18 protein-coding genes are annotated in these 21,999 nt (G+C 62.2%); 8 read left to right on the top strand and 10 right to left on the bottom strand.

What is annotated here, in order from left to right; all coding sequences use genetic code 11:
* The first annotated feature begins 49 nt into the window (after positions 1 to 49).
* From ACVOK8_RS01255 to guaA, 4 genes are all read left to right on the top strand, one after another.
* Entirely contained in the window at positions 50 to 1,909 is a 1,860-nt protein-coding gene (locus ACVOK8_RS01255) for a monovalent cation:proton antiporter-2 (CPA2) family protein (RefSeq protein WP_481565215.1), read from the top strand.
* 62 nt (positions 1,910 to 1,971) lie between these two features.
* A complete protein-coding gene (gene folD, locus ACVOK8_RS01250) occupies positions 1,972 to 2,871 on the top strand; it encodes a bifunctional methylenetetrahydrofolate dehydrogenase/methenyltetrahydrofolate cyclohydrolase FolD (RefSeq protein ID WP_481565214.1) in 900 nt (299 codons plus the stop codon).
* A 191-nt stretch (positions 2,872 to 3,062) separates the two neighbouring features.
* Complete coding sequence (guaB, locus tag ACVOK8_RS01245) at positions 3,063 to 4,520, top strand: IMP dehydrogenase (RefSeq protein ID WP_481565213.1); 1,458 nt, start codon at positions 3,063 to 3,065, stop codon at positions 4,518 to 4,520.
* A gap of 104 nt (positions 4,521 to 4,624) precedes the next feature.
* A complete protein-coding gene (gene guaA / locus ACVOK8_RS01240) occupies positions 4,625 to 6,190 on the top strand; it encodes a glutamine-hydrolyzing GMP synthase (protein ID WP_481565212.1) in 1,566 nt (521 codons plus the stop codon).
* Positions 6,191 to 6,489: 299 nt separating this feature from the next.
* Here the strand turns inward: guaA and ACVOK8_RS01235 are convergent, their stop codons facing one another.
* Together ACVOK8_RS01235 and ACVOK8_RS01230 are read right to left on the bottom strand one after the other, a co-directional pair.
* Complete coding sequence (locus tag ACVOK8_RS01235) at positions 6,490 to 7,293, bottom strand: class I SAM-dependent methyltransferase (RefSeq protein WP_481565211.1); 804 nt, start codon at positions 7,291 to 7,293, stop codon at positions 6,490 to 6,492.
* Position 7,294: 1 nt separating this feature from the next.
* Positions 7,295 to 7,786, bottom strand: a complete 492-nt coding sequence (locus ACVOK8_RS01230; RefSeq protein WP_481565210.1) for a DUF2938 domain-containing protein — start codon at positions 7,784 to 7,786, stop codon at positions 7,295 to 7,297.
* 80 nt (positions 7,787 to 7,866) lie between these two features.
* On the opposite strand from ACVOK8_RS01230, the gene ACVOK8_RS01225 reads away from it, so the two are divergent.
* On the top strand, positions 7,867 to 8,310 hold the full coding sequence (locus ACVOK8_RS01225) for a helix-turn-helix domain-containing protein (protein WP_481565209.1): 444 nt from the start codon (positions 7,867 to 7,869) through the stop codon (positions 8,308 to 8,310).
* 188 nt (positions 8,311 to 8,498) lie between these two features.
* Here ACVOK8_RS01225 and ACVOK8_RS01220 read toward each other — a convergent pair whose 3' ends face one another.
* The 4 genes from ACVOK8_RS01220 to ACVOK8_RS01205 form a co-directional block, all read right to left on the bottom strand.
* The gene (locus ACVOK8_RS01220) at positions 8,499 to 9,572 is read right to left on the bottom strand and encodes a fimbrial protein (RefSeq protein ID WP_481565208.1); all 1,074 of its coding nucleotides are present in this window, start codon (positions 9,570 to 9,572) and stop codon (positions 8,499 to 8,501) included.
* Positions 9,569 to 12,061: a fimbria/pilus outer membrane usher protein gene (locus tag ACVOK8_RS01215; protein ID WP_481565207.1), complete on the bottom strand. Its 2,493-nt coding sequence runs from the start codon at positions 12,059 to 12,061 to the stop codon at positions 9,569 to 9,571. The genes ACVOK8_RS01220 and ACVOK8_RS01215 overlap by 4 nt, the downstream gene beginning before the upstream one ends.
* Before the next feature lie 152 nt (positions 12,062 to 12,213).
* Entirely contained in the window at positions 12,214 to 12,939 is a 726-nt protein-coding gene (locus ACVOK8_RS01210) for a fimbrial biogenesis chaperone (RefSeq protein WP_481565206.1), read from the bottom strand.
* A gap of 103 nt (positions 12,940 to 13,042) precedes the next feature.
* On the bottom strand, positions 13,043 to 13,573 hold the full coding sequence (locus ACVOK8_RS01205) for a fimbrial protein (protein ID WP_481565205.1): 531 nt from the start codon (positions 13,571 to 13,573) through the stop codon (positions 13,043 to 13,045).
* A 1,243-nt stretch (positions 13,574 to 14,816) separates the two neighbouring features.
* Here ACVOK8_RS01205 and ACVOK8_RS01200 point away from each other — a divergent pair.
* Positions 14,817 to 16,877, top strand: a complete 2,061-nt coding sequence (locus ACVOK8_RS01200) for a putative bifunctional diguanylate cyclase/phosphodiesterase (RefSeq protein ID WP_481565204.1) — start codon at positions 14,817 to 14,819, stop codon at positions 16,875 to 16,877.
* A gap of 3 nt (positions 16,878 to 16,880) precedes the next feature.
* Here the strand turns inward: ACVOK8_RS01200 and ACVOK8_RS01195 are convergent, their stop codons facing one another.
* Entirely contained in the window at positions 16,881 to 17,768 is an 888-nt protein-coding gene (locus ACVOK8_RS01195) for a LysR family transcriptional regulator (protein ID WP_481565203.1), read from the bottom strand.
* Between the two features lie 81 nt (positions 17,769 to 17,849).
* Between ACVOK8_RS01195 and ACVOK8_RS01190 the strand changes: the two genes are divergently transcribed.
* Together ACVOK8_RS01190 and ACVOK8_RS01185 are read left to right on the top strand one after the other, a co-directional pair.
* Positions 17,850 to 18,257 carry a CidA/LrgA family protein gene (locus ACVOK8_RS01190; RefSeq protein WP_481565202.1) on the top strand — a complete coding sequence of 136 codons (408 nt, stop codon included), beginning with the start codon at positions 17,850 to 17,852 and terminating at the stop codon, positions 18,255 to 18,257.
* Positions 18,247 to 18,966, top strand: coding sequence for an LrgB family protein (locus ACVOK8_RS01185; RefSeq protein WP_481565201.1), 720 nt, complete (start codon positions 18,247 to 18,249; stop codon positions 18,964 to 18,966). Before ACVOK8_RS01190 ends, ACVOK8_RS01185 begins: the two co-directional genes overlap by 11 nt.
* A 17-nt stretch (positions 18,967 to 18,983) precedes the next feature.
* On the opposite strand, the gene ACVOK8_RS01180 is transcribed toward ACVOK8_RS01185, so the two are convergent.
* From ACVOK8_RS01180 to ACVOK8_RS01170, 3 genes are read right to left on the bottom strand one after another with little or no spacing between them, the layout of a single operon-like run.
* The gene (locus ACVOK8_RS01180; protein WP_481565250.1) at positions 18,984 to 19,871 is read right to left on the bottom strand and encodes a DMT family transporter; all 888 of its coding nucleotides are present in this window, start codon (positions 19,869 to 19,871) and stop codon (positions 18,984 to 18,986) included.
* Positions 19,872 to 19,903: 32 nt separating this feature from the next.
* On the bottom strand, positions 19,904 to 20,947 hold the full coding sequence (gene murB, locus ACVOK8_RS01175) for a UDP-N-acetylmuramate dehydrogenase (protein WP_481565200.1): 1,044 nt from the start codon (positions 20,945 to 20,947) through the stop codon (positions 19,904 to 19,906).
* Positions 20,944 to 21,999 (bottom strand): quinone-dependent dihydroorotate dehydrogenase, encoded by a 1,056-nt coding sequence (locus ACVOK8_RS01170; RefSeq protein ID WP_481565199.1) that lies wholly within the window; start codon positions 21,997 to 21,999, stop codon positions 20,944 to 20,946. The genes murB and ACVOK8_RS01170 overlap by 4 nt, the downstream gene beginning before the upstream one ends.

Below are 21,999 nucleotides of genomic sequence, written 5' to 3'. Positions count from 1 at the left end.
CACGTTTTTTGCTTTATCGTGCACCTGGACGATTACAAGGTGGTGCGGCATGGCAGCGGAATCCTCGCAGGAACTGGTAAAGGTAGTTGCCCTGTTGGGCGCCGCTGTAGTGGCTGTGCCCTTGTTCAGGCGTCTCGGCTTGGGTTCGGTACTGGGTTATTTCGTTGCAGGCCTGGCCATCGGCCCGTTCGGCTTTGGCTGGTTCTCCGATCCGCAGGCCATCCTTCATGTGGCCGAGCTCGGCGTGGTGATGTTCCTGTTCGTGATCGGCCTGGAAATGCGGCCGTCGCACCTTTGGAGCCTGCGCGGCGAGATCTTTGGCCTTGGCACGGCGCAGATCGTGACCTGTGCGCTGGTGCTTACCGGCGTCGCAATCCTGTTCGGTTATCGTCCGCAGATTGCCTTCATTGCGGCCGCGGGTTTCGTGCTGACCTCGACCGCGGTGGTGATGCAGCTGCTGGGCGAGCGTGGCGACCTGACCCTGCCGTCCGGACAGAAGATTGTCTCCATCCTGCTGTTTGAGGACCTGCTGATCGTGCCGTTGCTGGCTGTGGTTGCGTGGATGGCGCCGGCGCAGATCGGTGCGGACGAAGGTTCGCGCTGGACGAGCATCGCCATCGGCGCTGGCGCCATCGTTGGTCTGGTGCTGGTCGGGCGCTACCTGCTCAATCCTTTGTTCCGCACCCTCGCCGCCGCCAAGGCGCGCGAGGTGATGACCGCAGCTGCATTGCTGGTAGTGCTTGGCGCGGCATTGCTGATGCAGCTTGGTGGCTTGTCGATGGCGATGGGCGCGTTCCTGGCCGGCGTGCTGCTGTCCGAATCCACCTTCCGCCATCAGATCGAAGCCGATATCGAGCCGTTCCGCGGCATCCTGCTGGGGCTGTTCTTCCTCAGCGTTGGCATGGCGCTGGATCTGTCGGTGGTCGCGTCCAACTGGAAAGTTATCGCGCTGCTGGTGCCGGCGATGATGCTGGCCAAGGCGATCTGCATCTACGGCGTAGCGCGGGTGATGGGTAGTGACCACCGGCAGGCGCTGGATCGCGGTGTGTTGATGGCGCAGGGCGGCGAGTTCGCCTTCGTGTTGTTCGCCGCGGCGGCGACCACTGGGGTGATCGATGCCAAGGTCAACGCCAACCTCACCGCCGTCGTGGTGCTGTCGATGGCGCTGACGCCGCTGTGCATGCTGGTTTACCGGCTGTTGGTGAAGGAGGGGCAGGTCTCCGCTGACGATGTGGATGCTGCTGACGGGCTCAGCGGCAGCGTGCTGGTGATCGGCTTCGGGCGTTTCGGTCAGGTGTCCAGTCAGTCTCTGCTCGCGCGCGATGTGGATGTGACCATCATCGACAACGATATCGACATGATCCGCAGCGCCACCCGGTTCGGCTTCAAAATCTATTACGGAGATGGCACGCGCCTGGATGTGCTGCGCGCCTCCGGCGCGGAAACCGCACGCGCGATTGCTGTGTGCGTGGATGATCGCGCCGCTGCTGATCGCATTGTCGAGCTGGTGCGGCACGAGTTCCCGCTCGCTAAGCTGCTGGTGCGCTCGTTCGACCGCGAGCATTCGCTGTCGCTGATACATGCTGGTGTCGATTTCCAGATCCGCGAGACCTTCGAGTCCGCAGTGGAATTCGGTCGTGCGGCGCTGATGCAGCTCGGCGTGGAAGAAGACGAGGCCGATCTGGTCGCGCGTGAAATCCGCCGTCGTGACGCCGAGCGCTTCGAGCTGGAGATGGCGGGCGGCGGGCTGCAGGCCGACACCGGGCTGATGTACCGCAACACGCCCGGAGCACCGACGCCGACACCCTTCACGCCGCCGCGGCGTGAAGCGCGTCCGCTCAATCCTGATGCCATTGCCGGGGCAGGGGAGCCGGCTGCTGCTGATTCAGCTGGGTCAGCGGGGCGATGACAAGGTGTGGCGTTGGCCGGAATCAGGGACAATAGCTGCCCCCGTGTTCACCGCCATACCCCATGACTGTCCTCGCCGACGCCTCCCCGCAGACCTCCCGCATCCTTGATGGCCGCCGTATCGCCGAGGAGCTGCTCGACGATTTGAAGGTGCGCGTCGACGCCCGTCTGGCCGCTGGCGGTACCCGCCCTGGCCTGGCCGTGGTGCTGGTGGGCGGTGACCCGGCGTCTTCGGTGTATGTGCGCAACAAGCGCCGTGCCGCCGAGAAGGTCGGCATCGAAGCGTTTGACTATGACTTGCCGGAAGGCACCAGCGAGGCGCAGTTGCTGGATCTGATCGATCAGCTCAATGCTGATCCCAAGATCCACGGCATCCTGATCCAGTTGCCGCTGCCGGGCATTCCCGATGCCAATCGACTGATCCAGCGCATCGACCCGCGCAAGGATGTGGACGGCTTCCACCCGCAGAACGTCGGACATCTGGTGCTGCGCGAGTTCGGACTGCGCCCGTGCACGCCGCGTGGTATCACCACGCTGCTTGGTCATACCGACCAGCCGGTACGCGGTCGCAACGCCACCATCGTCGGCGTCAGCAATCATGTCGGCCGGCCGATGGGACTCGAGTTGTTGATCGCCGGTTGCACGGTGACCAGCTGCCACAAGTTCACCCCCAAGGACGTGCTGGAACAGGCCGTGCGCAACGCCGACATCCTGGTCGTGGCGGTGGGCATTCCGCAGCTGATTCCGGGTGAATGGGTGAAGCCGGGCGCGGTGGTGATCGATGTCGGCATCAACCGCCTGGACGATGGCCGGCTGGTCGGTGATGTCGGCTTTGAAGCCGCAGCGCAGCGGGCCAGCTGGATCACCCCAGTGCCGGGCGGCGTTGGCCCGATGACGGTAGCCACGCTGATGCAGAACACGATCGAGGCGGCCGAGGCCAGCGCCGAAGGTTTGTCGTTCTGAGGCTTCAGGACTTTCAAGCTTTAAAAGCTACCCCTCCCCAGCCCTCCCCTTGGCTACGCCAAAGGGAGGGAGCAGGTGATGGTCCCTGAACACCTCCCCGCCAGCGCGACACTGCGTCGCACTTGCCCCCTGACATCGGCGGGCAAATAAGGGTAAAATGTCGCGCTTCCCCACATCTACCGGGCACGCCGATGCTGCGCATCCAGGCTGAAGCACTAACGTACGATGACGTTTCTCTCGTCCCCGCTCACTCCATCGTTCTGCCTAAGGACGTTGACCTCGGCACGCGGCTGACGCGCGACCTGCGGTTGAAGTTGCCGATTGTCTCGGCGGCCATGGACACCGTCACTGAAGCTCGCCTGGCCATTGCCATGGCCCAGATCGGTGGCATCGGCATCCTGCACAAGAACCTGACCGTCGAGCAGCAAGCTGCCGAAGTAGCCAAGGTCAAGAAGTTCGAATCCGGCGTCATCCGCGACCCGATCACCGTTGGTCCGGAAACCACGATCCGTGATGTGCTGGCCCTGACCCAGGCGCACAATATTTCCGGCGTGCCGGTGGTGGGCAACGACGGCCAGCTGGCCGGTATCGTCACCCACCGTGACATGCGCTTTGAAACCGAGCTGGACGATCCGGTCCGCCACATCATGACCAAGAAGGATCGCCTGATCACGGTCAAGGAAGGCGCGGCCTCGGATGAAGTGCTGTCGCTGCTGCACAAAAACCGCATTGAGAAGGTCCTGGTGGTCAACGACGCGTTCGAACTGCGCGGCCTGATCACGGTCAAGGACATCCAGAAGAAGAGCGACAACCCCAACGCTGCCAAGGACGCTGCAACGCGCCTGCTGGTTGGCGCTGCGGTTGGCGTTGGTGGTGATACCGACCGCCGCGTCGAAGCGCTGGTCGCTGCCGGTGTCGACGTGCTGGTGGTGGACACTGCGCACGGCCATTCGCAGGGCGTGCTGGACCGCGTGCGTTGGGTGAAGAAGAACTTCCCGAACGTGCAGGTCATCGGCGGCAACATCTGCACCGGTGACGCTGCGCTGGCATTGCTGGATAGTGGCGCCGATGCGGTCAAGGTCGGTATCGGCCCGGGCTCGATCTGCACCACGCGCGTTGTCGCCGGTGTCGGCGTGCCGCAGGTCACCGCGATCGATCTGGTTGCCGAAGCGCTGCAGGATCGCATTCCGCTGATCGCCGATGGTGGCATCCGTTACTCCGGCGACATCGGCAAGGCGCTGGCCGCTGGTGCGTCGACGGTGATGATCGGTGGCCTGCTCGCAGGTACCGAGGAATCGCCGGGTGAAACCGAATTGTTCCAGGGCCGCTCCTACAAGAGCTACCGTGGCATGGGCTCGCTGGCTGCGATGGAGAAGGGTTCCAAGGACCGTTATTTCCAGGACGCCGCCACCGCCGACAAGCTGGTGCCGGAAGGCATCGAAGGTCGCGTGCCGTACCGCGGCCCGGTGGGCGGCATCATCCATCAGCTCATCGGTGGCCTGCGCGCGACCATGGGCTATGTGGGCTGCGCCACCATCGAAGAAATGCGCACCAAGCCGAACTTCGTCAAGATCAGCGGTGCCGGCCAACGTGAGAGCCACGTCCACGACGTGCAGATCACCAAAGAGCCGCCGAACTACCGCGCTTGATGCGGTAAGCAGAAGAGGAACGTGGACCTGGTCCCGTTCCTCTTTCTCTATCCGCCATTCGTTTTGCATCGACTCCCGTTTTCATTGATCACTTGCCGGGCTTTATGACCAACATCCATAACGACAAGATCCTCATCCTCGATTTCGGCGCACAGTACACGCAGCTGATCGCGCGCCGCATCCGCGAGTTCGGTGTGTACTGCGAGATCTGGGCCTGGGACCACGATCCGGCCGAGATCGCCGCCTTTGGTGCCAAGGGCATCATCCTGTCCGGCGGCCCGGAGACCACCACGCTGCCCGGCGCGCCGGCCGCGCCGCAGGAAGTGTTCGACAGCGGCCTGCCGCTGCTGGGCATCTGCTACGGCCTGCAGACCATGGCCAAGCAGTTGGGCGGTGGCACTGAAGCCGCTGACCAGCGCGAGTTCGGTCACGCCGAAGTGAAGCTGCAGGGCAACGACGCGCTGCTGGGCGGCCTGTCCGACCACAACGGCGAGCCTCGCCTGGATGTGTGGATGAGCCATGGCGACCACGTCACCCACGTGCCGCCGGGCTTCGCCATCACTGCAGTTACCGACCGCATCCCGGTGGCCGCGATGGCCAACGAAGACAAACGTTGGTACGGCGTGCAGTTCCACCCGGAAGTGACCCACACCAAGCAGGGCTCGGCGCTGCTCAAGCGTTTCGTCACCGATATCTGTGGCTGCGCCACCTTGTGGACCGCGGCCAACATCATCGACGACCAGATCGGCCGCGTGCGCGAGCAGGTTGGCAGCGATGAAGTGATCCTCGGCCTGTCCGGCGGCGTTGATTCCTCGGTGGTTGCAGCACTGCTGCACAAGGCCATCGGCGAGCAACTGACATGCGTGTTCGTCGACACCGGCCTGCTGCGCTTCCAGGAAGGCGACCAGGTCATGAAAATGATGTCCGACAACATGGGCGTCAAGGTCGTGCGCGTGAATGCCGCCGACCGTTATTTCAAGGCATTGGAAGGCGTCAGCGATCCGGAAGCCAAGCGCAAGATCATCGGCAACCTGTTCGTCGAGATCTTCGACGAAGAATCGAACAAGCTGAGCAATGCCAAGTGGCTGGCACAGGGCACGATCTATCCAGACGTGATCGAGTCGGCCGGCAGCAAGACCGGCAAGGCACACGTCATCAAGAGCCACCACAACGTGGGTGGCCTGCCGGAAGACATGAAGCTCAAGCTGGTTGAGCCGCTGCGCGAGCTGTTCAAGGACGAAGTGCGTCGCCTCGGCGTCGAACTCGGCCTGCCGCGCGCGATGGTCTACCGCCATCCGTTCCCGGGCCCGGGTCTGGGTGTGCGCATCCTCGGTGAGGTGAAGCGTGAGTATGCCGAGCTGCTGGGCAAGGCCGATGCGATCTTCATCGAAGAACTGCGTGCCGCCGACCTGTACGACAAGACCAGCCAGGCATTTGCCGTATTCCTGCCGGTCAAGTCGGTTGGCGTGGTGGGCGATGCGCGTGCCTATGAGTGGGTGATCGCACTGCGTGCAGTGGAGACCATCGACTTCATGACCGCACATTGGGCGCACCTGCCGTACGACTTCCTCGGCCGCGTCTCCAACCGCATCATCAACGAACTGCGCGGCGTCTCGCGCGTGGTCTACGACATCTCCGGCAAACCGCCGGCGACGATCGAGTGGGAGTGATGGTGTGCCTGGCACGGCGCGGTAGCAACTGGCGGTAGCAAGCCAGTTGGGCGCGTAGTGCGCGATGCTGTTCAATGAGTAATCCGGAATCCGATGCCAGATCCCTGGCATCGGATTTTTCTTTTTGTGGGGGCGGCGTCAGCCGCGAAGCACGCAGATGATCAGATGGTACGGATGCCTGGAGAGATCGAACAGCGTCAGTTTCGCGGTTTACGTCGCTCCCACAGCTCCCACGGGCAAGCACCTTGCCGGTACGCGCCCTGAATACCGTTGCTTTGAGCGCAATGCGGGAATTTACGTCAGCCAGGGCGAGCCTGATCCGGCACACAACCTTTCACCGCATTGGCGCGCGCACGACAGCGGATACGCCCTTCGGCATCCACCGCCAGACGAGCACTGATCCGGGCCTTGAGCAAGGCGCGCTCCTCAGTCGTCATTGCCGCGAGCGTCGAACCAACGCTGGGCGCGCCGAGCGCCGTGGACCAGAAGTCTTCGAAATCGACAAAGGTGCGGGAGACCACGATTTCCCGGGTTTCAATCGCCTCCAAACCAGCGTCGCTCCACAACTCCTGCAACACCTCGATTCGTGAGGCTTCAGGACTGGGCGGTGACGGAACTGTGTGGCCAAGCCTACGCATCTCGGCCAGCAACATCTCATAGGGGAATCCGCCACCCAGCATGTCCCAGGCGTATGCGGCGACGCTGCCACCCGGGCGCACCACTCGCGCCATTTCAGCCACACCTCGGGCGGGCTCGGGGACAAAGAAAATCACCAGCGGCATCACTGCGACATCGAAGGCAGAAGTCGAGTAGGGCAGGGCCATCGCATCACCTTGCTCAAACACTGCTGTCTGCAGTGTTGGCTGGGCTTGCGCATAGGCGAGCTGTTCGCGGGATGGATCCACACCATGCATCGACGCCGGCGCGCAGCGCTCGAAGATCATCTCGGTGAAAGCGCCGTTGCCACAACCGACGTCGATCCATTGCTGCTGTGGCGCTGGGGCTAGCCAATCGAGAAACACCTCGCCGACGAGCTGGCTCCACACACCCATGTAGCGCTCATAAGTAGCGCCGTCGCGAAAGCGGATTTCGTTGGTCGTCATATCAAGCCTCACAGAACACGATCAGCGTAGCCGAAAGATAGAGCCCCAGTCCGAACACCGTATGCGTGGCCACGCTGCGCAGGCAGTTCTTCAATGGCGTTGGCGTCTTCGATGCCATGAACCCCGCGCCCATCGCGGGCTGCATCACCAATAGCGGTGCCGCTACGGTCGCTACGCCTACGGCCAAGGCAGGTAGCAGGGTGGGGCGATGCAACCAGGACGGGTCTTCAATCGCCAGCAGCAAGGCTGCGAAAGCGATGCCGATGGCATAGTGAATGCCCCAGCCAAGCAGTCGCTCGCCGGGTATGACGGCAGCGTGTCTGATGCTGGCATGGGCGACCGTACCTCCGGCCAGGTGTCCAGCCCAGCGCCCGAGCAGTGCGTAGTCGAGTGTGGCCACGCCAAGCCGTTTGAGGGTCTGGGTCCAGGCATCCATCACGATGGTCGCCCCGATTCCAACCAGTACCATCCGCAGCACATCCATCCACGTCATGTCGGTTCCTTTGCTGTGACCCATCTGTTTTCCCGGATATGCTAAAAGTTGAAGTCAACTTCAAGTCAAGGGTCTCTGCGATGGATATCGCCGAAGTCGCCCGGCGAACAGGACTGCCGTCCTCCACGCTGCGGTTTTACGAAAACAAAGGCCTGATCGTGGCAAGCCGCGCCGCAGGCGGCCGACGCCACTTTGCGGCTGACGTACTCGACCAATTGGCTCTGATTGCCTTGGGTCAGGCCGGCGGGCTGTCGCTGGATGAGATCCAGGTGATGCTGTCGCCGCAGGGGGCTCCGCAGGTTGATAGGGCGCTGCTGCTGGCCAAGGCCGACGAGATCGATGCAACCGTAAAGCGCTTGCGCGCGATGGGCCAAGGTCTGCGTCATGCAGCAGCATGCCCTGCGGTGAATCACGCCGAATGCCCGACTTTCCGGCGCTTGCTCAAGGTCGCCGCCGCTGGACGGCTGAAGCAGGACGCCGCCAAGCCGAAGCTGACAAGACGCAGTGCGCGGGCCGGCAGTTGATTGGCGCCGCGCTTGCTCAGTGCGTGTTGCCCTGAAGACGGCGATACTTCCAGCAATGCGCGCCACTTCGTTGCCTGGTTGGCGGTGGTGTTCTTCAACCTCACCGAGCGCAACGGCTGCGTGAGATCGAGGCCAGCAGCTCCCGTTGTTCCATCTGGGTTGCTGTACTCGGGGCGTCCCACCCGGCTTCAGCGGAAGGTTACATTGACCGTGGCGGTGGCAGAGAACGGCCCCAGTTTTGCGGTGTCGTCGGTCCAGATCAACGAAGCGAGGAAGTCGTAGTTCAACAGCGTGTTGTTTGCTGGGCCCAACGGGATGGCTTTCTTCAGCTGGATGAAGTGGCCTGGCGTGTCTGCCTGGGATATCGCTATGCCGAAGCCGCTGTCGAACTTCGGCATGATGAGGGCGCCATCCATGACGATGTTGAGGGTGCTGATCGAGGCGACCAGCATTCGATTACTGCATTCATTGCCTGCGCCGGGATGGGTCATGTCGACCTGTATCTGGAAGGGGATCTGGGACTGGATCTTGCCTTTGTTGATGTCCGCAACCGGGATGCGGCCAAAATTCACCGTACTTCCCGAATTCCCGATGATCGTGATGTTCGGATTGCAGGCGATGAAGTGGATTTGCCCAAGTCCAGAAACACCTGCGCGGAAGTTTGAATTGGGTATGGTGTTCAGGCCACCTTCGCCATCCACCTGGAATAGATCGTAGACCCCCCAGTTGTTGATCTGTCCATTCTGGGGGGGCGGGCTGCCTGTCGCTTTGATGTAGATGGAGAAGGTGACGTTCAACACCATCGAGGTTGCACATCGCTTTGCCCTGGCGTTGTTCCAGTACATCTTGCAGTTCGGTCGGTTTGCTGGCGGCACGGTTCCTCTGCCTGCCAGCATTCTGATGTCGCCCCCGTTGATGTTGTGGTCGACGTGCTTGATGGTCACGCCAATCTCGATCGACGGATGGATCTGCGCAACGGTTCTGTCCGGGTCCCAGTAGAAGAATGCGTCTTCCCCTTGCGGTGCGCCTTGCGCGTCCACGCAGCGGAAGCTCACGGTGTAGTCCTCCGACCGCCACAACAGCCGGCCACGCACCGCGTCACCCTTGGAAATCACGATCTCGTCGCGTAGTGGGATGACCTGGTTGATCGACTGTGTCATGGCTTCCTTGCATGACAGCGCCCACGCTGCGTTTGGCAGCACCAGCAAAAGCACCAATACTGAAAATCCCTTGAGTAATGCTTTCTTCATCATCAGTTTCATTGTGTTTGGCCTGGCGGAACGCAGCGCAATGCGATGTGCCGGTAACCAGGCAGGGTCATGTTGGAGGGACTTGCCTGGACCTGCCCCAGGCGCATTTCGCAGCGCTGATCAGGTTTCGCGCCCCAGCGGACGGAGAGTCGGTCGCCAAGGTGCACGCCACTGACGAAGATCTCGCCATTGGGGCCGGCGATACCGCGGCTCAGACCATCGTTGTCGAATACGGTGGCGCCGAGGGGTACCCGGATGTCCTCGACCAGGATGGGGTGGATCATCAGGCTGATGCCGCGACGGGTTTCAAAGTCTACACGCGTCAGTGCACCGTGGGTTGGGACGACGATTCTGGAAGTCCTGCTGGCATCGATGTCAGCGCCAAGGTCATCGGTGCGCAGGGCCACCCGATTGCTGCGATAGGCGCTGACACCACTGACCAGGCCATAGCCGCGCCGGTCCAGGCGGACGCCGGACTGATTCTCCAGGCCAAGGCCTGCGCCGTCCTGTGCATGCACCAGTACATTGGTACGGTGCAGCGACTGCGCGAAGGTCAGGCCGTTGCGGTGCAGAACCCAGCCGCCGCGTAGCCCCCAGTTGATCTGGGCGTAGCGGTCTGCAAGGGTGCCGCCGATCGTGGCGACACCCTTGCTGCCCATGTAACGCAGGTTTGCCGAACCGGTCTTGCCAGTATCGGATTTACCTATGTTCAGCCCGTATCCCAGCCGGTCGCCATCCAGCAGCGAGCCATTCATACCGGACTGGTAGCTTGCGCCGCTATTGCGTGAGTGGCTGTAGGAAGCAGAACTGCTGCTGCGGCGCAGTCCCAGGCGGTCCAGTGGCAGCGAAAGCGTCAGCCCGAATGAACGGTCGGCGCGGTTGTAGCGCCCTTGGCTATGCCTGAAGTACGTGCCAAAGCTCACGGCGCCAACACGGCCGTTCAATCCCAGTTGCAGTTCGCGCTCCCGTTCATTGGCACCCCAATAGTTCTGGTTGTTGTAGCTGGCATTGAGCGAGTAGTCGTCGGATACGCGCTGGTTCAGCGCGATTTCCAGACGGTTGCGCTTGTTGTGGTAGCGCTGGCTTTGGATCAGATGCTGCTGCGGGTGCGTCCACGGCGCGGCCTGATCGGGGTATTCGACCTGGTCGTCGTAGCTGGTTTCGTAGTAGCCGTGGCGCCATTGCGCACGCTCAGCAGAGGCGTCACCGAAATCGTAGTAGCCGGAGGTAGAGTAGCGATGCCCGACCAGACGGAACTCCGTGCCATGTGCATTCAGTGACTTTGAGTACAGGAAGCGGTAACTCTGACCGTTGCTTACGTTGCCCTGGGCCAGATGGGTGCGGGCATGGATGACATCGATGGAGGCCGAGCCAAGTTTGCCCAGGCTCTGGGCGGCACCAATCGCCAAAGCGCTGTAGTTCGCAGACAACAGCAGGCCGGCATAAGGCGTGGTGTTTGATGCCAGGCCTCGTGCTGCAGTGGCCTGCACAAAGCGCGGCTGGTAGTGGTCGTAGCCATTGCGCAGTTCGCCGCCGCTGAATTCGTAGTGCACCAGACCCGGTCGCAGCATGGTCTCCACCGCGGAGAAGGACTGCTTGTGGCGTTGCAGCGAGCCATCGGCTTCGGCAATGGAAACGTCCAGTTCGCCGCTCAGGCGATTGGGTACGATATCGTCGATCTGGAAAGCGCCCGGTGCCACGTTCAATGCATAGATGAGGCTCCCGTCCTGACGGATCTCCACGCGTGCGTTGCTGGCGGCGATGCCGCGTACCACGGGGGCATAGCTGCGCTGGCTGTAGGGCAGCATTTCATCGTCGTTGGATATCTGCACGCCGCGAAAGCGTACGCTGTCAAAGACCCCATATGCGGTATAGGTATCACCAAGCGTCAACCTGCTGTGCGAGGAGCCTAGATCGGTCTCGGCACGGAAGCCCTGTGTTGTCCAGTGTGTTCGGCTGTCATTGTTTGATCGGTTGGCACTGGCTGTATGACGGAAGCGCCACATGCCTACATTAAACGTGCTGTTGATCGACGCGAAAAAGTAGTCATCGCGGCGCTGATGTTTGTCGTCGTTGTGCGCGCCATTGAGTGCGTAGTCGACCAATAGTGCGTTGATGCCCTGGTCGCGCAGCGCCTTTGGAATGTGGCCGCGTGGCAGGTTGTGCAGGTGCACCTGGGGCACACGTAGATCGAGGCGCTGCTGGTTGCCGTTGTAGCTGACGCGTGCGTCAGGAATGGAATGGGCAAGTTCAAGGCAGTCAGTTGCATCGCCTGCACCAGTCTCCACATCCTCCAGGCGGATGCCCCACTGCTTGAGGCGGCTGCGCGAAAGGCAAGGTTCGGTCTGGCCGGACGGGGACGCCGTAAACACGATTGCTTCGCGAGCCACCTCATTGCCATTGAGATAGATGGCGAACGGATAGGTGCCAGGCAGGATGGCGCCAGGGCTGGACAGCGCGGCGACATCGCCGTGGCTGGTGCCGGCGCGTAGAAAATCCATGTTGAAGTTTGCTGAAGCAACTGCGCTGCCGATGCTGAAGGCATTGAGGGCAACCGCCAGTGGTGCCAAGCGAGGGGCAGCACTTCCCCGCCGCGGGCTTACACGGATTCTGCGAAGCATGAAGGAAATCGCGAAGTTGATCGGAGTTTTGCTCAGGACCGGATTGGCACATCGGTGATATCGCTGATGCCGCCGTAGTCGTTGATGTAGCCAAAGCGCAACGATTGGGAGGCGCCAAGGTTGAGCTTGGAAAGCGGGACCGAGAGCGTCTGGCCGGGCGCAATCATGTCCAGCTCGATATCGTTGCCGATGCCCGCGGTTGGCTGCCCCTGTAGATGCGAGAAGGTGATATGCATCGGGCTGTTGTTGCGAACCTCCAGGCATTGGTCGTTCGTGCGCCACTGCAAACTGCGCGCGGCTTCATCAAGTGTCTGGTCGAGGCCAAGCGGCCGATAGAACAGTTTGATGCGGGTGCGGATGGCTACCTGCAGAACGTTGTCGGCTTCCGCAGTGGGGGGAATTTCCTGCACGTTGATCCACAACAGCGACTCCTTGTTGTCTGGAAGCCCGCTGCCGGCGTAGATCGTTCGGACCACTGCCTGCTCGCCTGGCGCCAATTGCATCAGCGGAGGTGTGATCACCATTGGCAGGTCCTTTGGGATCGCGGAGTCGTCACCGTCGTCCAGCCAGGTCTGAACCATATATGGAAGGCTGCTTTTGTTGGAAAGGGTCATCGCGGCAGACGCGGACTTTGCGTCATAGATAACGCGCGTGGTCTGAACTTGCACTGCTGCCTGGGCAGCATGCGGTGAGAACAGGCAGAGCAGCATCGCCAGGGCGATGCACCAGTTCATCGGCGGGCAGTTGGGGGCGTGCATGAAAGTCATCGGGCTTGCTTTGAGGTTCGGTGATGGGCGAGCGCTCAGGTGGATAAGCCGCGGGGCTGCCAGCGACAATGCGTCATCAGCCCCGCGGATAGCATCAGCGGTACTCGATCGAGAACGTCGAGTTCGCGTCGGCGATGCCAGCACCGACGTCCTTCTCGAAGGACTTGTAGCGCGCCTTCAGATTGACGGTTGCCTTGCCGGTGGCGGCAACGGTGACCAGCGCCGGGTCAACCAGGTCCTGGTTGATCGGAAAAACCTTGTCGTTGTTGTCCAGAATCTCAATACCAACGCCGGTTGCCTTGCTCACCGCAAGCAGTTCCGGATGGCCGGCTGGCGTGGTGCCGTCAAAGCGCAGCGTGTAGGTGCCGGCTTCGCAGTTTTCCATATCGATATTGAAGCTCTTTGGCGCGGAAACATCTCCAGCCTCCTTGAACAGGGTGGTCGGGAAAGTGCCGATGGTGACGGTCTGGTCCACGCTGGCAGTGCTTACGTCGCAGGTGGATTGGACGATCTCGCCCTTGAAGGTGATGGAACCCGATGCTGCCTGGGCTGCTGGTGCCACCAGGCAGGACAGTGCCAGCGCCAATGCGGCGGTCTTGGCGACGTTGGTGTTGATGAAGTTCATTTGGTTTTCCTGTTTGTTGTGAGGGGCGTCGACACCGTTTGTGCGTTTGCAGCGGAGTGTTGTTTGCCCGTAGTTATGCCTGCAGCGCAATCGATGGTTGTGCAAAATGGGCGTACGACGAGGACAGTCAGGCGGTGCTGGCAGCCCTTGCACGTTGGCGATGCAGGCGTGGGGGTTGGCCCATGCGCTTTTCTGCATGAGTGGTTGGAAGGGGCTCACTCCAGGTGCTGCGAGCAAGCGCGGTGGTGAAACAACTTATGTGGTGAAGCAACCATCTGCGTCGGTGGCCACCTCGCTATTGCCGGAGCGGCGCAACGCGCAACGCCCTACCTGCGCTATCGCGCTGGTTGGCGACGAGATGGTTTTTTTTAGCCAGAGTGCCAGTTGGTTGAAGCGCGGCTGCGCGGAGTTGTTGGTCAACCCGCGATGGAATTGGATTTGCGCGATGCACGCTGTTCAGCGCAAATGCTCGGCTACTCGAATGTGGACCTCGTGCGCTTGCGGAGTGTCTGGCTGTGACAGGGAGGGGCTGTATGCCTGGCCTGGAGCTGCCAGTGAAAGTGGCAGTGAGTACTCCGGCCGTGCATTGAATGCTCGTGATTGATGGTGCTGATATGCCTTGAAGCTTCGAACCGAGCCGAAAATGTTATGTTGCTCGGCTGATCCAGGCTGTAGGTATTCCCCAGTGCGTGGGCGGCGATAAGTGATGATGCTGCGGGGAATTTGCGCTGCCCCCTTTCGGAAGTGCTGCTGGAATGCATTTCGAATGCCGTTGTTGATCGCGCGGGTACGGCAAGGCATTCACATTCGACGCGGCGGAAATCGTGAAGCAGTCTGTAGCGGATCATCGCCCGTTTTGGAGATGAATAGGCGCTGTAGGGTGCAGATCCTCGCGTGCATGTACGGCTAGGAAGCAGGCTCATCCGCCATGTTGTGGTTGAGTGGCGCGTTGCGGGCTACCTGTGCGATTGCCAGCTGTCCTGTGCCTGCACGGATGGCGTTGGGCTGGAGTGTGATCTACGTCAGCCGAAGCAGGCTTTGAGCGCGACCGGATGCTGGACGCCATTGCGATGTGTCACCGCGCTGTAATCGTTTTCCCTCGCCATGGCCTACACATGATTTTCACTTCAGCGATGTCCGCTGTACTGCATGATGTTGCTGCGTGATCCGTGGAGGCAATGCATCAGGGGGAAGTGCAATGCTTTGGGACGAGGCTGTTGAACCGTCTCCAGGGAGGGGGAGATTGACGGATTTGTATGTGCAGTTGCAGGCAGTGTTGGACGCGTTGCCGCAGATGGCTGCGATGGTTCACGATGGCGTGCCCGTGCAGGCCAATCTGCGTTGGCGTGAGTTCTTCGGCAATGATGCGGCGCTGGGAAGTTCACGTGATTGGCTTGAGCGCGTGCATGCCGATGAGCGTGCGCTGGCGATAGCGGGCTGGCGCGAGTTTCTGCTGCGTGGGCATGCGCCCGCATTTGAATGTCGTCTGCAGGATGAGGCGGGCATCGAACATTGGTTCGAGGTGCGCTTGGGGAGCCCCGCAGCGGAGGTTCCGTTGCAGGCGGTAACGATGACCGATATCAGTGCCAGGCGTCGCCTGCGTCATTCTCTGGAGCAGAGTCTGGATCTGCAGGACCGGATGCTGGATGCCAGCATGGACTGCATCCAGGTGATAAACAGCGATGGCACGGTGCGGCATATGAACCGCTCCGGCTGCTTGGCGTTCGGGCTGCCGCAGGACGAGCGCAGGTTCGGAATGCAGTGGGCCGAGCTGTTGCCTGCGGCCTTTCGCAACAAAGGAAAGCGTGCGTTGGCGCAGGCCGCGGGTGGGCGGGCGGCGCGTTTTGCGGGCCAGACCGGCAGCGAAGGCGCGCTTACGCAGTTCTGGGACAACGTCCTCACCCCGATGTTTGACGGGCAAGGGCAGGTAAACGGCATCCTGTGTGTCTCGCGTGATGTCAGCCGACAGCAGCATGCCGAGCGGCGGCTGCGGATAGCCTGCGAAATCGATGAGTTGACCGGCTTGCCAAATCGACGTTCGTTCAATCGCAGGCTGCGGCTCAGCTTGCAACGCCAGCGTGAGTGCCATGGCACGTTGGGGTTGATGATCATTGACCTGGACCACTTCAAGCACGTCAACGACACGTTAGGGCATTCGGCTGGCGATCATCTGCTGCGGGTGCTGGCCAAGCGGGTGGCCGCACACGTTTCCGACACGACCCTGGTCACACGCCTGGGTGGCGATGAGTTCGCGGTGGTAGTGGAAGATATTGCCGGTGAGGCCGAGTTGCTGCAGGTTGCCGAAGGCATCAGTTTGCTGGCCGAAAGCTCGGTGACCTTTGCCGGGCAGGTGATCAATACCGGCATGAGTATTGGCTGCGCCATGTACCCACGCGATGCCTGTGATCCGGCCGAGCTGTTGAAAGCAGCCGACACCGCGTTGAACGATCTGAAGGCCAACGGGCGCGGCGGGGTGCGTTTATACAGCCGGCGGTTGATGGCCATCGCCGAGCAGGCGGCAAATCAACGCTTGATGGCGCGACAGTTGGTGCGCGACGGTGGGGTGGTGCCGCACTACCAGCCGAAGGTGAACCTGCAGGATGGTCGCGTTGTCGGCTACGAGGCGCTGCTGCGTTGGCCTTGCGCCGAAGACAAGCGGATGGGCGAAGACTGTCAGCTGGACGAAGCATTTCGCGACTATGATCTGGCATCGCGATTGGCAGAGTCCATGCACCTGCAGGTGTTGGCCGATATCTGTGCCTGGCAGGCGCAGGGCCTGGAGGTGCCGCCAATCGCTATCAATGCAGCACCGGTGGAGTTTCTCCGCGATGACTTTGCTGAAATCCTGCTGGAGAAACTGCAGCGCTTCGATGTTGATCCGGTGTTGATTGAGTTGGAGGTCACCGAACAGGTGCTTACCGATCGCGGCTCTGCTTTTGTGGCCCGTGCGCTGGGCTTGCTGAAGGAAGCAGGCATGCGGATCGCGTTGGATGATTTTGGTACCGGGCATTCCTCATTGGCACATCTGCGCGATTACCCGATTGATGTGCTCAAGATCGATCGCAGCTTTGTCGCACGCATGGTGGATGAGCCATCGATCCGCGCGATAGTCGAAGCGGTCGGCAAGCTTGGGCCGAGCCTGCGCCTTGATCTGGTTGCCGAGGGGGTGGAGAACGCCAGCCAGCGGCAGATCCTGATCGAGGCCGGTTACCGGATTGGCCAGGGTTTCCTGTATGACCGTGCGGTCGACGCTGCGCAGGTGGCGCAGCGCCTGCAGGGGGCGCCGAAGTTGTCGACGGCGTAAGTATCAATCGGCCTGGTTGTGCTGCGCTTCCACCAGCCGCAGCCAAGCCTGCGCCGCAGCGGACAGATAGCCGCCGCGACGCCAGGCCAGCACCATTTTCCAGTCCAGTTCCGGCTCATCCAGCGGCACGATCACTACATCCGCACGTGGGCGTGCGTTGGCAATCATGCGCGGCAGCAGGGCCACGCCCAAGCCGGCTGCGACCAGCGCGACGATGAAGTCCGGTTGCCCACTGCGGGTGACCTCGCGTGGACTGAAGCCACGTGCCTGACAGGCCTGGATGATGTGCCGGTTCAGCAGGAAGCCTTTCTCGAACAGCACAAAGGGTACGTCGGCCAGGTCCTGCAGTTGCAGGCTGGCTGAACCTGCCAATGGATGCTGGCGGGGCAGCAGCGCTACCAGCGGCTCGGTGCGGACCGGTTGCCAGTCCAGATCATCGGCAACCGGCAGCAGACTGGCGGCCAGCTCGATCTCACCTGCACGCAGGCTTTCCTCCAGCGCCTCGCTGCCGCGTTCGAGTACGCGCAGCTCGATCTGCGGGTAGAGCTGGCGGAAGCGGGCAAATACCGGCGCGAACAGGATGTCGCTGCCGAGCGAGGCCAGGCCCAGGTGCAGTTCGCCGCGCTGCAGATCGCGCAGTTCTTCCAGTTCGCGCAACATGTCCTCGCGTTCGCCGAGCAGGGCCAGGGCGCGCCGATAGACGATCTGGCCGGCCGGGGTCAGCCGTACCCCGTTGCGGGAGCGCTGCAGCAGCACTTCACCCAGCTCATCCTCCAGCTGGCGGATGGCCTTGCTGATGGTTGGCTGGGTCGCGAACACAGCCTCGGCGGCCGCTGAGAAGCCGTCATGGCGAACCACTTCCACCAGCATGCGTAGCTGCCTGATATCCATTCTCTAATGGAATCCTGTGGATGCAATCAATTCATTTTATTTATGGATAAGCCCGGCGTACAAGGAGGAATGGAGATCTTGATGTCGTCATTGCGTCGCGGCCAACTGGGCCTGCGACGTGGGTTGCGCCGTAGCGCCGGCTTGCAGATCGGCGTGCTGGTGGTGATCTGGCTGCTGGCGCAGGCGCTGATGCAGCGTCTGGGCGTGCCGGTACCCGCCGGCATCGTTGGCTTATTGGTGCTGCTGCTGGCCTTCGCGATGCGCTGGTTGTCGCCGCGCTCGTTTGCGCGTGGTGCGCAGTGGCTGCTGGCGGAAATGCTGTTGTTCTTCGTGCCGGCGGCAATGATCCTGCTCGACAACCGGCAGATGTTCGGTTGGCTTGGGCTGAAACTGTTGCTGGTGGTGGTGGGCGGCACCTTGCTGGTGATGGCAAGCACGGCGGTGACCGTCGAGTTGCTGCTGCGCTGGAGTCAGCGCCATGAGTGTTGAGATGCTGATGCAGCAGCCGGCACAGTTGTTGTGGCCGGTGTTCTGGGCTGTTTTGACGGTGGCGGTCTACCTGCTGGCCAAGAAGCTGTATCTGCGTAGCGGCTATGCCTGGGCGTCACCCTTGATCATTGCGCCGTTGGTCTTGCTGGGCCTGGCCTTGTTGTTGCACGCCAACTACCACGACTACCTGCGTGGAACACATTGGCTGGTGGCAATGCTGGGGCCGGTGACCGTGGCGTTTGCGGTTCCCATCCATCAGCAGCGGGCGTTGATCGCGCGGCACTGGAAGGTGCTGGGTGCTGGTGTACTGGTCGGCAGCGGTGTGGCCATTGTCGCCGCGTGGTTGATGGCCACGGCGCTGCATTTGTCGCCGGAACTGCGTTTGAGTCTGGCGCCGCGCTCGGTTACCACACCCTTCGCGATGGACGTATCCGGGCGCATCGGTGGCATCCCTGAGTTGACCGCAGTGTTTGTGATCATCACCGGCGTCTGTGGTTCGTTTTGCGGGCAGCTGTTGCTCAAGTTGCTGCCGGTGCGCAGCGCGATGGCGCGTGGCGCGTTGTTTGGTATGGGCGCGCATGGCATGGGTGTGGCCAAGGCGCGTGAGCTGGGTGAGAGCGAGGGTGCAATCGCCGGACTGGTGATGGTGCTGGCCGGTGTATTGAACGTGGCCGTCGCGCCCTTGCTGGTGATGCTGCTGCAGGGCTGACGACGGCTGGGCTCAAGTCAGGCTGGGGTGTCGCCGGCCCGGGCGTTCTGCAGACTGTCTTGCCGACGCGCCAACACCGCTTCGCGGTGGGCGATGTAAGCGTTGGCAGCGAGGATGATCAGGGCACCGATCACGGTCCAGCGGTCCAGTGTTTCATCGAACAACAGCCAGCCCATGATTACCACCAAGGGCAGCTGGGTGAAGCTGATCGGGGTCAGTGCGGAAACTTCGCCCAGCTTGAGCGCGCGGGTCCACAGCAGCTGGCCCAGTGTGCCCATCACGCCGGTCGCCACCAGCCACAGCCAAGCAATACCGCTGGGCCAGACCCAGACGAACAATGCCGGAATCAACGACAGCGGCACCCAGAACACATAGGTGTAGAACACCACGGTATCCGGGCTGTCGACGCGGGTGAGCTGCTTGATCTGGATCGCGACCAGCGCGCTGAGCACGGCGGCCAGCACCGCGATCAGGCTGCCGAGTTCGAAGCTGTGGGCGCCCGGACGGACGATCACCAATACCCCGATGAAGCCGACAATCACCGCCGCCCAGCGGCGGAAGCGGACCTTCTCGCCCAACCACAGCACGGCGGCGATGGTGACGAACAACGGTGTGGAGTAAGACAGGGAGATGGCCTGCGACAGCGGCAGGTGGCCGATGGCCCAGAAACCGCACAACATCGAGGCAAGGCCAATTGCGCTGCGCAGGAAGTAGCGCGGCAACTGCTGGGTGCGCAATGGCGCGTGGCCCGGCCGCAGCAGCATCGGCAACAGCGCCAGCAGGCCGAAACTGTTGCGGAAGAACGCTACTTCCTGGGTGGGGACATACGCGGTTGCCAGACGGATGGCGATGGCCATCAGGCCGAAAGCCATGGCACTGCCGAACATCAGCACGGCAGCGCGCATTGCGGTGGAGCGGGGTGCAGCCAAGGCAGTATTCACCAGCGGGCGCCAACCAGCCTTGGCTCGGGTTCAATCGGTACGCCGAACTTCTCCAGTACGGCTGCAGATACACGTCGGGCAAACGCCAGCAGCTCGGCGCCGGTGGCATTGCCGTGGTTGACGAGCACCAGGGCGTGATTGGGCGAGACACCCGCATCACCGTCGCGCTGGCCCTTGAAGCCGGCCTGCTCGATCATCCATGCCGCTGATACCTTGCGGTTGCCGACATCGTTGCCGGGGAACACCGGCAGCTCGGGGTAGTGCTGCTGCAGCACGTCGATCTGTTCCAGCGGCAGGATCGGGTTCTTGAAGAAGCTGCCGGCATTGCCGAGTACATCCGGGTCAGGCAGCTTGCGTTGACGGATGGCGATGACGGCATTGGCGACGTCGGCCGAGACCGGGAATTCAATTCCCATGGTCTGCAGCTCCTCGCGGATGCCGGCATAGTCCAGCTGCAGCTCGTGCAGCAGCGGCAGACGGAACTCGACGGCGGTGATCAGGTAGCGATCAGCCTCATGCTTGAACAGGCTGTCGCGGTAGCCGAAGCGGCAGGCTTCCTGGTCCAGACGCACCCAGACCTGTTCCTGCCGGTCCCAGGCCTCGACGATCTGGATGAACTCACCGACCTGGGCGCCATAGGCACCGATGTTCTGGATCGGCGCGGCGCCGACAGTACCGGGGATCAGTGCCAGGTTCTCAAGACCGGACAGGCCTTCGTTCAAGGACCACATCACCAGTTCGTGCCAGATCACGCCAGCGCCCGCGCGGACGATGGTGTGGTCGGCGCGGTGTTCCAGCGCGGCGATCTCGCTGTTGTCGAACACCAGCACCACATCTTCCGGATCGGCGGCCAGCAGCACGTTGCTGCCGCTGCCAAGCACCAGCAGGTCTGCCGCACTGATGGCGGCCAGCGCTTCAGGCAGGGCAATGGGATCGGCGATACGCAACATGCGCGGTGCACGTGCGTCGACATGGAAGGTGTTGAGGTGGCGCAGTGGAGCGTTCTCGGTCAACGACCAAGCTGGGGCGGCATTCGTCATAGCGGAGCGACGGCGCCTCCCGACGGGGATTCACGACGGCGACGGATGGCATTCACGCAGTCGCCGATCAGGCCTGGGCCCTGGAAGATCAGCCCGCTATAGCACTGCACCAGGGTCGCGCCAGCTGCCATCTTGGCGACAGCATCCGCGCCCGAACTGATGCCACCGACGCCGATCAACGGTACCGACTCGGGCAGGCGCGCGCGCAGGCGCCGCAATACCAGGGTGGATTGGCCGAGCAAGGGCGCGCCGGACAGGCCACCGATTTCCTTGGACAGTGGATCCGCTTCGACCGTGGGCCGGCCGATGGTGGTGTTGGTGGCGATGACGCCATCCACGCCCAGCTCGCCGAGTACGCGTGCGGCGGCATCGATGTCGCGGTCACTCAGGTCCGGCGCTACCTTGACCAGCATCGGCACGCGCTTGCCGTGCTTGGCCGCCAGTTGCTCCTGCGCCTCGCGCAGGCCGCCAACCAGTCGCCGCAATGCCTGCTCTTCCTGCAGTTCACGCAGGCCGGCGGTATTGGGGGAGGAGATGTTGACGGTGATGTAGTCGGCCAGCGGATAGACCTTTTCCATGCAGATCAGGTAATCGGACAGCGCATCCTCGTTGGGCGTGTCCTTGTTCTTGCCGATGTTGATGCCGAGCGGGCCGGGGCGGTGCTTGACCGCCTCCACGTTCTTCACCAGTGCATCAACACCGAGGTTGTTGAAACCCATGCGGTTGATGATGGCGTTGTGCCGCGGCAGGCGGAACAGGCGCGGCTTGGGGCTGCCTGCCTGCGGTAGCGGGGTGATGGTGCCGATTTCCACGTAGCCAAAGCCCAGCGCAAACAGGGCTTCGATGTGCTCGCCGTTCTTGTCCAGGCCAGCGGCCAGACCAACCGGGTTGGGGAAGCTCAGGCCGAACGCAGGGGTGGGAAGCGGCTTGATGCGACCGGCAATCAGCGGCGTGGTGCCGGTGCGCCAGGCAAGATCCAGCGCGGACAGGCCCAGGCCGTGCGCGCGCTCGGCATCAAGGGTGAACAGGAAGGGGCGGGCAATGGAATACAT

The organism is Stenotrophomonas sp. STEN083 (genome assembly GCF_056759195.1).
The sequence above is the reverse complement of the archived record's forward strand: the minus strand, read 5'-3'. Positions and strand labels throughout refer to the sequence as shown.